Annotated in this window: 9 protein-coding genes; 4 read left to right on the top strand and 5 right to left on the bottom strand. The window is 60.0% G+C overall.

Translation table 11 applies throughout. The features are described 5' to 3' along the window. The first annotated feature begins 384 nt into the window (after nt 1-384). Nucleotides 385-786, top strand: coding sequence for a hypothetical protein (locus tag V5B39_RS14675; protein WP_332343621.1), 402 nt, complete (start codon nt 385-387; stop codon nt 784-786). Nucleotides 787-982: 196 nt separating this feature from the next. Here V5B39_RS14675 and V5B39_RS14670 read toward each other — a convergent pair whose 3' ends face one another. From V5B39_RS14670 to V5B39_RS14650, 5 genes are all read right to left on the bottom strand, one after another. Next, on the bottom strand, nt 983-2,650 hold the full coding sequence (locus V5B39_RS14670; protein ID WP_332343620.1) for a hypothetical protein: 1,668 nt from the start codon (nt 2,648-2,650) through the stop codon (nt 983-985). 64 nt (nt 2,651-2,714) lie between these two features. Beyond that, complete coding sequence (locus V5B39_RS14665) at nt 2,715-3,863, bottom strand: acyl-CoA dehydrogenase family protein (protein WP_332343619.1); 1,149 nt, start codon at nt 3,861-3,863, stop codon at nt 2,715-2,717. Next, entirely contained in the window at nt 3,863-5,434 is a 1,572-nt protein-coding gene (locus V5B39_RS14660) for an amino acid adenylation domain-containing protein (RefSeq protein WP_332343618.1), read from the bottom strand. The genes V5B39_RS14665 and V5B39_RS14660 overlap by 1 nt, the downstream gene beginning before the upstream one ends. Nucleotides 5,435-5,438: 4 nt before the next feature. Then, a complete protein-coding gene (locus tag V5B39_RS14655; protein ID WP_332343617.1) occupies nt 5,439-5,693 on the bottom strand; it encodes an acyl carrier protein in 255 nt (84 codons plus the stop codon). A 26-nt stretch (nt 5,694-5,719) separates the two neighbouring features. Continuing rightward, nucleotides 5,720-7,906 carry a hypothetical protein gene (locus tag V5B39_RS14650; protein WP_332343616.1) on the bottom strand — a complete coding sequence of 729 codons (2,187 nt, stop codon included), beginning with the start codon at nt 7,904-7,906 and terminating at the stop codon, nt 5,720-5,722. A 30-nt stretch (nt 7,907-7,936) separates the two neighbouring features. On the opposite strand from V5B39_RS14650, the gene V5B39_RS14645 reads away from it, so the two are divergent. From V5B39_RS14645 to pheA, 3 genes are all read left to right on the top strand, one after another. Beyond that, a complete protein-coding gene (locus V5B39_RS14645; protein WP_332343615.1) occupies nt 7,937-8,233 on the top strand; it encodes a hypothetical protein in 297 nt (98 codons plus the stop codon). Nucleotides 8,234-8,994: 761 nt separating this feature from the next. Further along, nucleotides 8,995-11,616, top strand: a complete 2,622-nt coding sequence (gyrA, locus tag V5B39_RS14640; RefSeq protein ID WP_332343614.1) for a DNA gyrase subunit A — start codon at nt 8,995-8,997, stop codon at nt 11,614-11,616. Nucleotides 11,617-11,682: 66 nt separating this feature from the next. Further along, nucleotides 11,683-12,774: a prephenate dehydratase gene (gene pheA / locus V5B39_RS14635; protein ID WP_332343613.1), complete on the top strand. Its 1,092-nt coding sequence runs from the start codon at nt 11,683-11,685 to the stop codon at nt 12,772-12,774. Nucleotides 12,775-12,790 lie beyond the last annotated feature (16 nt).

Here is a 12,790-nt window from a genome sequence, read left to right as displayed (position 1 = left end):
GTCGCCGATCGGCGCCGTGACACTCAACCCGGAGCGTGACGAAATCGTCTCCGCGGCCACCGCTAGCGCAGAAAGTATGCGTTTGGCAACATGAACTCAGGCGACAACTACCTTGACATTCACCGGAAATCAAAAGTGGTCGCTGTTGCCATTGCCTTGCTGAGTCTGGTGACGTTCAATCTCTTAACGCTGACCGATGATAGCGTGCATGCTAAAGCCTACGGATTTCTGGAAAGCATCGCACGAGCGACGGTGGGTGTCCGAGTGCTCCAGAATAGCCCAACCGAGGTCGCAAGGCGCGCCGTTGCGGCTACGCGAGAACTGAGAACTCAGAATGAGCACCTCGTATCCCGGAATCAGTAGCTGCTATCCGAGAATGAGCGCGTGGTATTGCAGAAACAGAACTTGGCGCATCGTACCCTGATCCTGGTGGACGCTGTAAAAACACTCGTCGCTCACACCAGTGCTCTTCAGGCAGAAATGATCAAAGCGACAGCACGGGCACAGTGGTATGAGAACCGGCACGAGGAGATGCGACGCGTGGCACATGACGTATTGAGGCGCACTACCGCGAGGCTTTCTAGGAGTGTTGTTCGCAGCGCGTCGACCTTGTTTGGGAAAGTGATGCCAGTTGTCGGGGCCGCGGTCGCAGTAGGCGTCTCTGGACTGGATCTGATGGACACTTGCAAAATGATTAAGGACATGAACCACCTTGCCAAGTCGATGGAATTGCCGGAAGAGGAGGAGCCGTCGTCTGTTTGCGGGGTCGCATTGCCTGCTTGGTAGGCTGGGGTCGGAGCTATCTCGGAATACCGTGGGGCAGCGCATGCTTGCCGCCGACGGCCTTGGTCATCGTTCCGGTCGCGCCACGCTCGCGGTACTGCTCCGGCGATGTGGCGAGAGCACGCGCGCCCTCAGGTGGAAAGACACTCACCTCAGTGCGGCGCTGCCTCGCCAGCGACATCAGCAATGCATGGCCGTTTCAAGTGTGGTCAACCGCCAGGACTTCGAGCAGCGTCACCATGCCCTGAGCCGCGTGTTCGAGGGCCTGTACATCGTCTGTGCTGACGTCGCCGGGGGTCGAACGCAGCCGCTGATGGATTTCGACAATCTGTTCGGCATGAAGGCGCAGGCGTCCGCGGATCGCGTTGAGTTGCTGTACTTTGGCGATGCTGGCGGCGCGCAGCTCGGTGATCACTTCATCTCGCGCTGCTTCGCTATGGGCGTGCTCAAGCTCGCGTTGGGCAATCATCTCGTTCATCGACGTCTTCCAACAGTCGAGGAAGTTGGCCCGATGTTCGAGCAGCGCGTTGAGTGATTCCGCCATGGCGTTGATTTCGTCTCGCCCGCCGGGCACCGCCGGGACGCGCGTGCTTGGCGCACCATAGGCGAGGTCGTCGAGCAGACCTGCCATTTGTCGAACCTTGCGAACGATGCGCGTGGTCAGGGTGACCACGAAGATCAGTGCGAGGGCAAGCGCGCCGTACATCGTGATCTGGCCCAGGTGGACGCTGGCCTGCGAGGATTCGGCAATGGCCTCGACGCGGGCGGCCATCATCTGGTTGGCCTGATCGACGTTGGCCGTGATCAGCGGAGCGATCTGCCTGGCGGCAGCGTCCACCTCCCTAGTCAGTGTCACGATGCTGGCGCGCTGCGCTACCAGCAGCAGGAAACCCTGCTGGTAATCGAGCAACAGGCCGGTGAGAAGCGTCTTGTCGGTCTCGGAGAGTGGCGATGCCGCAATCTGGGTGCGGATCGTCCTGGCGATGTCCACCAACATCGTGACGTAGGACTCATCGCCACGCAGCAGAAAATCCTTCTCGTGCCGCCGGAGCTTATAGATATTGGTTTCCAGATGGGGGACGTGCTGGGCTCTGAGAATCGCCTCGATGCGATGTGCCGCATCCCGGAACGGTCCCATGCCATCACCGACGTCAGCGGTCCTGAGTGCGTTGTCGGCATAGGGTTCGAAGGTTCTAGCGTAGACGACCAACTCGGACAGCAGTTTTTGTTTCACGGTGGCCTGCAGTCCTGAGCCCTGAACGAGTTGGCGAAACTCCTGGATCAGCATTCGAACCCGATCCCGGTAAGCCGGATCCCTGCGTAAGGCCAGGTCTTTTTCGCTGCGACGAATCTGCAGCAGAGTGGTATACAGCGGGTCGACGTAGTACTGTGCGGACAATTCCTGCAGGCGATGGACCTTCTGGCGGAAAGCGCCCTGGAGCCCCGAGTTCTCGTCCAGGCCGATGCGCCGCCAGGCCTCGGCGACGGCACGGAAATTTGTCTGATAGGTCGTCAGCCGCTGCTCTATTTGTTCGGCCGTCTGCCGGGAGTGTTGATCCACAGCCGCCAATGCTGCCATCTTGGTGCGCATGAGCTGCAGATGCTGATCGACCTCGTCGGCGAAGTGCTCCCGGCGCTGGATCAGGAAGTCTTTCTCTGCATCGCGTGCAGCCGCCATCTCGATTTCGATTTCGAGGGCCAGCGATTTGCGGACTTCGAAGACGCTTTGGAGTTGCTGATAGTCACCAAGCACCGACTGCAGGGTCTGATGGTAATGCCAGACAACGCCGGCGAACAGCAGGCCGACGACGGCGAAGCCAAGCCCGATCTTCTCGCCGATCCGGAATTGACTCCAAACCTTTTCCACATTTCGCTCCTGGTGGGTGAGAGCCGTCGTTTCGTTTGCGGAAGTGGCGTCAACAACTCACGATTTACAATCCCAGCCAGCGCGAGATGATGTTTCGCTGCATTTCCGAAGTTCCCGAGTAGATCGTTCCCGCCACGGCATCACGCAAGACGCGCTCGACTTCGTACTCGACCATGAAGCCGTAGCCTCCGTGCAACTGCACGCAGTCGAGCGCGGATTGCAGCAACGACTCGCTCACGAACAGCTTGCCGATGGACGCATCGAGGGAAGCGCTACGCGAATTGCCGAGTTTCCAGGCCGCCCGATAGGCGAGCAGGCGCGCAGCTTCGAGCTGGACCTTCATATCGGCGATCTTGTGCGAGACTGCCTGAAACTTGCCGATACTCTGGTTGAACTGGTTGCGCGTTCTTGCGTAGCCGACCGCCGTTTCCAGCAGCCGCTCCATCACGCCGACATGGCCGGCGACGAGCAGTGCGCGTTCCCAGTCCATGGCTGTCCCGAAAACAGCAGATCCGGCCCCCACTTTTCCGAGTACCGCATCGTCGGGAACGAACATGTCCTGAAAGACCAATTCGCCAATCGGCGATGTGCGCAGCCCCATCTTTTCGAACGGTTTGCCGGTCGACAGGCCCGGTTGCCCGGCGTCCACCAGGAAGCCGCTGACCCCGCCGTGGAAACCCTTGCCGGGATCGGTCACCGCGAAGATGATCGCTACGTCTGCGACCGGACCATTCGAGATAAAGGTCTTGGTTCCGTTGATCTTCCAGCCGCGGTCCACCTTCTCGGCACGAGTGCGCATCGAAAACGTGTCCGAACCCGAGCCTGGCTCGGTGATCGCATGCGACCCGACCAAAGTCCCGTCGCACAACCCTGGCAGATAACGCTGCTTCTGGGCATCGGTTCCGTGCCGCCAGATCGGCACGACGCAGGCTAAGAGATGCGCCGACAGAGAGAACACCAGGCCGCCATCGTGGCAGGCGTAGCCCAGTGCTTCCAGCGCGATCGCGCAAGTCAGCGGATCGACATTGGAACCACCGTACTGCTCTGGAACAGGCAGGCCCTGGATACCGATCTCGCCGCATTTGCGCCATAGATCACGGGAGAACTCATGGTGGTGATCACGCTCGATCACTTTCTGGTTCAGCGTACCCTTGGCGAATTTGATGATGTTGTCCCGCAGCAATCGCTGCTCTTCCGAGAAAGAAAAATCCATCAAGCCATCTCCTTCAGGCGCTGATAGTCGATTTTGTCAGTGGAGGTCTTGGGAAGTGACGGCTGCCAGACGAAACGATCCGGGATCATGTACAAGGGCAGGTTCTCGCCACAGAAGCGTTTCATTTCGATCAACGATGGCAGGGTCTGCACCTTGCAGCTCAGGTGTGCGACGATCCTGACGCCCGCTTCCTCATCGGGCACGGCGACGACCGCAGCCTCCTTCACGTGCGCATGCTTGTACAGACCGGCTTCGATCTCGCCGAGTTCGACGCGATAGCCGCGCCGTTTGACCATTCGATCGCGCCGCCCACGGTAAATGTAGCAGCCACCGGATTCCTCGACGACGATGTCACCCGTTTTGTACCACCGTGTTCCTTGCGGATCGACCAGGAAACTCTTGGCGGTCTGCTCGGGAAGTCCCCAGTAACCCTGCATGACTCCCCGGCCCGTGATGCACAGCTCGCCCTCCGCACCCCGCTCGACAGTCGTGCCGTTTTCATCAACCACTTTTCCGAGCAGGTGCGAGCAGACCTTCCCGATCGGATAGGGCACCGAACGATCGTCCGGTACCGGAGTGACGACCTCGTGAAAGGTGCAGACATTCGTTTCGGTGGGGCCGTACAGGTTGAAGTATCGTGGTTGCGTCCACAAACCGCAGAGGATGCGCAGGTGCTTGACGGGGAAAACCTCGCCGGCGAACAACACGTGGCGCAGAGCCGGGAACGCCAGGTTGGCGAGGTTTCCGAACTGTGCAAGCAGGCCCAGAATCGAGGGTGCCGAGTACCAGATCGAAATCCTGTGCTCGGCAATGATCTTCGCCAGGCGCATCGGGTCCTTGCCGACATCCTCCGTGATCAGCACGAGTGCGGCACCGTGCTTCAGGGAAACGTGCAGATCAAGAATCGAGAGGTCAAAATGAAATGGGGCGTGCGCGGAGAAAGTATCCGTTTCGCGCGGTTCAAAGACCTCGGAACACCAGTCGACAAAACTGACGGCATTCTCGTGCGACAGCATCACGCCCTTCGGTTTCCCGGTTGATCCTGAGGTGTACAGGATATAGGCGAGATCGTCATCGTCCGGGCTGGCCTCTGCCTCCTGTGCAAGCGGGAGCGCACTCGGTTGCGTACCGAGCCACCGCTCCAGGGCCCGTCCGGCACCAACGTCGTCGAGAGCGATCACCTGCGGCGCTGCTCCGAGGGCTTCGAGTTCAGTACAGAACTTTTCTGTGACGCGGCTCTCGCTGAACACCACCTTGACCCCACAGTTGTGCATGATGTACGCGTTGCGAGCCGGCGGCGCGCCCGGATCAACCGGTACATAGGCCGCGCCCGCGCGCAGAATGGCGTAGATCGCGGCGACGGTATCGATTGATTTGCGCAGGTACAGACCAACCCGGTCACCGCGACCAACGCCCCGTGCGCGCAGTTGATCGCGCGTGCGACCCGACAAATCGGCAAGCTGTCGATAGCTGATCTCTCCATGGCCGGGTTCGACGACGGCAATCCGTTCCGGAAAACGGTCGGTGGCGGCAAGAAAAGCCTGGTGCAATGCCCGTGCAGTGCTCATCATCCGCTCACTTCTGCTTGGCCTCGATGGTGGCTACCATCTGGGCAAGCGTATCCATGTTCTCCTTGTCGGTTTCGTGCGCCTCGAGCGTAATTCCAAAGCGCTCCTCGATGAAGAGCACGAGCTTGAGCGTCGCGATCGAGTCAAGAATCCCGCTGCTGATCAGTGGGAGGTCATCGGTCACGTTATCGGGGTTTTCGCCCGGCAGGAACTCCTGGATGATGTAATTCTGTATGGCCTGTTTCAGTTCTTCTGTACTCATGTGACCCCCGTTGGTTTGTCAACAAACTACTGTGCGTGGCGGATGCCATCGGTCTTGAATATCTGCTCGCGTTGCTCGACGAGTCCCTGGTACAGGTGCTCTGCGACCAGGCGATGGCCTTGCGTGTTCGGGTGGTCGTCCCACTCGGCAAGTCGCAACTGGTTGATGTCGCGGCCCTTGTAGACGTCGTCCAGATCAATGATCACGAAGCCCGCGCCCGCTGCGATGGCGAGGGTATCGACCGTCTCCTCTCGCCACGATCCATCGGTGACCTGTGGCAGGAACAGCAGGATCGAGAGGGTGCCGCTGGCGCGCGCGCGCGCCGCGATCGATCCGTAGACGAAATTCAGCATTTCCTTGCGGTATGGTGTCAGGCGCTTGAGCGCCTCGGCTTCCTCCATCTCCGGCGTGATCCCCGAGCGCTGGACGATCTGTCGCAACTCCTCATAGGGGATGTCGACCCGCTTCCTGACAGCCTCGGCGAGGTAGACCGCGGCACGCGACAGCTCACGTCCGGTTGCGACGTAAATCACGGCATTCGGTCGAAACTGCATGGCTTTCTCAAAGGCCACAAGTTGTTGCAGCGGCTGATAACCGGGAACGCCGAAGTTCAGGAATTCATAGTGGCCGATGCCGACCACCGGTCGCTCGATGTTCAGACGCTCTTCCACGAGTGCTTCGAAGGTTTCACCGTCTCCCACACCCCAGCCCATCACCGAGGATGCACCGAGGACAGCGGCACGAAAGACGCCGGCAGGAGGTTCGAGCGTGTAGTCGCGATCCCGCATTCCCCACCGATTGATGGTGATATCACCGTACTTGGTGTGAGAAACGAAAGACGGGATCAGTTCCGTTTGTGCAAAGCCGCCGTTGAAACGCTTCAGGTTGGCATTGTCGACGTCCAGCCAGTTCGCAGGCTTCTTGGTATAGACCTCCCAGAGCTGCGAGTTGAAACGATCCACCGACAGAAGGTTTTCATAATAGCCCTTTTCCAGCTTGGCCTGATCAAGGCGGCTCAATTGTCCGGAACGAAGTGAATGCACGATCGTCGCGATGTCCGGGCTAATCCGGGTGGCCACTCCTTCGATGCTGATCAGAATCAGTCCGATCAAGGCGACGACCGTGACGATGCGTGAGCGAATCCACTCGCTTTCTTCCTGCGCCGAAACCTTGATATTGCGCAAGGTCTCCTTGGGGATCGATCCGACGGCAACCACCAGCAGGACGATGGCTGGCCAGGTCAGCACCTGCCAGCTGAAGTCGCCGTGCAGGGCACCCCATAAGGAGAACCAGTCGCCCAGGGTTTCCGCTGTCCAGAAAGACCAGAGGATGCAGATGAACCAGAAGGTGCCGTAGGTCTTGACGATCGACAGGAGGACATCGCGCAGGGTTCGCTTCTTCGCCGCGATACTCCGCGACCGTCCATGCTTGATCTCGTAGAGCGAATTGAGCACCACCAGAACGCCCAGGATTGCCCAGAAAAGGATGTCCTGTGGCACGAAGAGCAGTGTGCCACGCAGCCAGAACCATTGATAGGCGTGCAGGAACCAGGTCATTACGAAAACATAGAGCGTCGCGATCACCAGGGCCTTTGTCGCTCCCAGCTTTTTCAGCTTGAATACCACTGGGTAATAGAAGACCTTCTGCATGAAGTCTTTCCAGTAGATGTTGATGCGCCGCCAGAAATCCGTGAAGCTCGTCGCCAGCAGGTAGCGGTTGTGCGTTTCCGACAGACGGAAACCAAACAGGTAAAGCATGCCGATAATCAGGTGAAAGAGGCCCGATACGCGCAGGTAGAGCAGAAAGTTCGAGACAAGGTAGTTCAACAGATCGGCCGGGGTGTTGACCTCGGAAGGGGCCATCGTGAAGTAATAGTAGATCACCCGATACAGGATCAGATGGATGACACCGCGGACCATCCAGTCGATGCCGACCTGATAGACACGGTAGGCATCATCGTCGAAATGGCTGCGGCGAAACGCCTTGTAGTCAACCACGGGGAAGAGGGGAAAACAGGCATTTGGCAGCATGAAGAAATAGGCCAGGGCCTGGACTGGCGTCCCCGGTACCTTTTCGTGGCGCAGGTCATAGAAGTACACGATCAGCCGGAACATGAACATCGAGCCGAGAATGGGCCAGATTGCTTCCGACCAGGGAAACGGCAGGAGCTTTGCGCGTTGTGCCGCCAGAAGCGCCCCCACGAGCAACAGCAAGGCTCCTCTCAACGTAAAGGAAACCGGGATATGGCAGATGCCTATCAGGAGCAACCCGATTCCGATCATCCAGGCGCCGTTCTCGAAGCCCATGACGACCCCGATGCCTGCGAAACTCAAGAGCAGAAAGAAGGGCAAACGGTAGCGCAGGGGCAACCAGGCATGAATGGCAAAGCCGCCGAAGGCAAGGGCGGCGAGCCGCAGGAAGGCTGCGGATTCGATCTGGAATTGGCGCAAGAGAAGCAAAAGCAACATCAACTGGACACCCACCAGGGCAAAATCGAAAATCCTGATCGTGCCTGGCCTGTCGAGGCTGTTTGGTGGTGAAGGAATGGCGTTTGCGAGCATCTTTACCTCTAACGGTCATGACTTTTTCAGGCACCCCACGATCATGAAAGCCATGACCGTTTCCCCTCTCCCCCGACCCCTCCCCCGCGAGGGGGGAGGGGAGATTCGTGAGTCGCTGACGCGACTTTCACATTAAACTATCCACAGCGTTAGCGATGATCTCCCGCACCATGGCACGGTGCCCTCGCTACGCCAACAGCTTGCTGAAAACGTGTTGATCAAGAATGGATCGTTGCAGGTTCTGAAGTTTGTACTTTGCTATGACGCGAGTTCAAACCAGCCCGGCAACCTGCGGGGGATACCTGTCGTACGTCGGTCGGCCGGTGCATGGCAGTGTTTGCGCCGCCAGAAGAGCGTCGACCACCAACCAGGGATGTCCGGAAGTCGTCAGACAAACGGTCATGACTTTGCAAGATACCCCCGATGATGAAAGTCATGACCGTTTCCCTCTCCCCCGACCCCTCCCCCGCGAGGGGGAGGGGAGATTCGAGAGTCGCTCACGACTTCCATAGTCACGAAGCCGCACTGCCAGCGGCCCTCCAGACCATCCCGAGCGGATGAAGAGCAGGAAATCCAAAACTGTCCGCGAGAGTATATGTTCCTCATCAACTGCGGTCAATGTGGGGGAGGCGGTGATATCCCCGCCTTGCCGGGTCCGGGGGGTCGGGAGCATGCTAGAATGACGGGCTTCAACAAGACGACGATATTCCTGCCGAAGTCGCGTCGCCAGCGGATAGAAGATGGAAGCTTTCGCCAAAGAAACCCTCCCGATCAGCCTCGAAGACGAGATGCGTCGATCGTATCTCGATTATGCGATGAGCGTGATTGTCGGGCGCGCGCTGCCCGACGCACGTGATGGCCTCAAGCCGGTGCATCGGCGCGTGCTGTACGCCATGCACGAGTTGTCGAATGACTGGAACAAGCCGTACAAGAAATCGGCGCGGATCGTCGGCGATGTCATCGGTAAGTACCATCCGCATGGCGACACGGCGGTTTACGACACCATTGTTCGCATGGCGCAGGATTTTTCGCTGCGCTACATGCTGGTCGACGGGCAGGGCAACTTCGGTTCGGTGGACGGCGACAATGCGGCCGCGATGCGTTACACCGAAGTGCGCATGGCGCGTATCGGGCACGAATTGCTTGCCGACATCGACAAGGAAACCGTCGATTTCGGACCCAACTACGACGGCTCGGAGGAAGAGCCGCTGGTCATGCCGGCGCGTATTCCGAACCTCCTGATCAACGGCTCGTCGGGGATTGCGGTCGGCATGGCGACCAACATTCCGCCGCACAACCTCGGCGAAGTGATCGATGCCTGCCTCGCGCTGCTTGACAACGCCGGGATCGGCGTCGACGATCTGATCGATCTGCTGCCGGCGCCCGACTTTCCGACCGCCGGCATTATCTACGGCCTTGCCGGGGTCCGCGAGGGCTATCGCACCGGGCGCGGACGCGTCATCATGCGCGGCAAGGTGCACTTCGAGGACCTGGAGAAGGGCAACAATCGTCAGGCGATCATCATCGACGAACTGCCTTACCAGGTGAACAAGCGAACGCTGCTCGAGCGGCTCGGCGAACTGGTCAACGAAAAGAAGATCGACGGCATTTCCGATCTGCGCGACGAGTCCGACAAATCGGGCATGCGCGTGGTCATCGAGCTGAAACGTGGCGAAGTGGCTGAAGTGGTGCTCAATTGCCTGTACAAGCAGACGCAACTGCAGGACACCTTCGGCATGAACATGGTCGCCCTGGTCGATGGGCAGCCGCGCCTGCTCAACCTCAAGCAGATGCTCGAGTGTTTTCTCTGGCACCGGCGCGAGGTACTGACCCGGCGAACCGTTTTCGAATTGCGCAAGGCACGCGAGCGGGCACACATCCAGGAAGGTCTGGCGGTGGCGCTCGACAATGTCGACGAGATCATCGCCCTGATCAAGGCGGCGCCGACGCCGGCCGATGCGCGCCGCGGGCTGATGGCCAGGCCCTGGACTTCGCCGACGGTGGCCGAGATGCTGCGGCGGGCTGCACTCGATGCAACCCGTCCGGAAGGGCTGGGCCGCGAATTCGGCCTGACGGAGAACGGCTACCTGCTCTCGGAAGCACAGGCACAGGCGATCCTCGAACTGCGCCTGCAGCGCCTGACCGGCCTCGAACGTGACAAGATCGTTGCCGATTACGGCGAACTGCTCGAACGCATTGCCGACCTGATGGACATCCTGGCGCGACCCGAGCGCATCACCGGGATGATCGTCGACGAATTGACCGGCATCCGCGCCCAGTTCTCCGACAAGCGCCGCTCGGAAATCGTCACCCATACCCAGGATCTCGGCATCGAGGACTTCATCACCCCGGTCGACATGGTGGTGACGCTCTCGCATACCGGTTACATCAAGGCGCAGCCGCTCGCCGACTATCGGGCACAGCGGCGGGGTGGACGGGGCAAACAGGCGGCGGCGATGAAGGCGGACGATTTCGTCGACCATCTGTTCGTGGCCAATACGCACGATTTCATTCTCTGCTTCACCAACCGGGGGCGCGTCTACTGGCTGAAGGTCTATGAGGTACCGCAGGGAACGCGCAGCAGCCGCGGCAAGCCGATCGTCAACCTGTTTCCCTTCGAGGATGGCGAGAAAATCAGTGCCATCCTGCCGGTCAAGGAGTTTGCCGACGATCGCTACATCTTCATGTGCACCGCCAACGGCACCGTCAAGAAGACGCCGCTGTCGGATTTCTCCAATCCGCGCAAGGCCGGCATCATCGCCGTCGCCCTCGACGAAGACGATGTCCTGATCGGCGCCGAAATCACCAATGGTCTGCAGGATGTGGTGCTGGTTTCCGACGTCGGCAAAGCGGTGTGGTTCGATGAGGAGGAGGTCCGCCCGATGGGGCGCACGGCGCGCGGCGTGCGGGGAATGCGGCTCGCCGACCAGCAACAGGTGTTGTCGCTGCTGGTTGCCGACAACGATCAACAGACGGTGCTGGTGGCCACCGAAAACGGTTTCGGCAAACGCACGGTTCTCGCCGATTTTCGCCATTCCGGTCGCGGTACGCAGGGGGTCAAAGCGATTGCCGCCAGCGAACGCAATGGCAAGGTCGTCGCGGCCCGCCTGGTGCGTGACGAAGACGAGATCATGCTGATCACCACCGGCGGCGTGTTGATTCGCACGCGTGTGCGCGAGATTCGCGAACTCGGACGCGCGACCCAGGGAGTGACGCTGATCGCGCTCGACGCCGGTGAGAAGCTTGCCGGTCTGGAAAAGGTCGTCGAGAGCGAAGACGACGTTGAAGGGGTTGAACCTCCGTCGGAAGGTGAGGACACTGCCGCGGCCGAGCTTCCCGTGACCGATCCGGGGCAGGGGTAGGGTGCGCATGTTCGACCGCGTACCTTGCCTGACCGACCGGTCGCGACTGCACGTAGGGTACGCTTGGTGAGCGGCGACCTGCAGAGCGAATTGGCGGTCGTTCGCCAGCAGATCGATGGCCTCGACAGGCAACTGCTGGACCTGTTGAACCAGCGTGCCCGCTATGCGCAGCAGGTCGGGGAGATCAAGGCGCGCCATGGTGAGGCCGGCTTCATCTATCGGCCAGAGCGTGAAGCGCAGGTGTTGCAGCGAATTCAGGAGATCAACCCAGGGCCGTTGTCGAACGAGAGCGTGACCTGGTTTTTCCGGGAAGTGATGTCGGCCTGCCTGTCGCTCGAACAGCCGCTGGGCATCGCCTTCCTGGGGCCGCTCGGCACCTTCTCGGAAAGCGCAGCGATCAAGCATTTTGGTCACGCCGCGCGCCCGATGCCCCAGATTTCGATCGACGATGTCTTTCGCGAAGTCGAATCCTGTCATGCCGATTACGCTGTAGTGCCGATCGAAAATTCGACCGAGGGCGCTGTTGGACGTACCCTCGACCTGCTGCTGACGACGCCGCTCAAGGTCTGCGGCGAAGTGGTGCTGCGCATTCACCAACATCTGCTATCGAACGAGCGCTCACTGGGTGAGGTGGTGAAGGTCTATTCACACGCGCAGTCGCTGGCGCAATGTCACGAGTGGCTGAATCGCTCGCTGCCGAATGTGCAGCGCATCCCGGTTGGCAGCAACGCGCAGGCCGCACAACTCGCCGCAGCCGAAGCAGGGGTTGCTGCAATCGCCGGTCAGGCGGCTGCCGAGCGTTATCGACTGCCTGAACTGGCCAGTAACATCGAGGATGAACCGAACAATACCACCCGCTTCGTCGTTCTCGGTCGCCACGATGCCGGGCCATCAGGGCGTGACAAGACCTCGCTGATCATGTCGGCGCACAACCAGACCGGCGCGCTCAGCAAGCTGCTGGCACCGTTTTCCGACGCCGGTGTTTCGCTGACCCGGCTGGAGTCACGTCCAGCACGTCACACGCTGTGGGCGTATGTCTTTTTCGTCGATGTCGAGGGCCACCGCGACGATGCGGCCGTGCGCAGCGCACTCGCCGAACTGGCTCGGCGTGCGCCTTATCTGAAGCTGCTGGGTTCGTACCCGGTCGCGGTCTACTAGGCTTTGCCAGGTATTT

It is taken from the genome of Accumulibacter sp. (assembly GCF_036625275.1).
In the GTDB taxonomy this organism is placed as follows: Bacteria; Pseudomonadota; Gammaproteobacteria; order Burkholderiales; family Rhodocyclaceae; genus Accumulibacter.
Note: the sequence above shows the minus strand (reverse complement) of the source record. Positions and strands in the feature narration are given on the sequence as shown.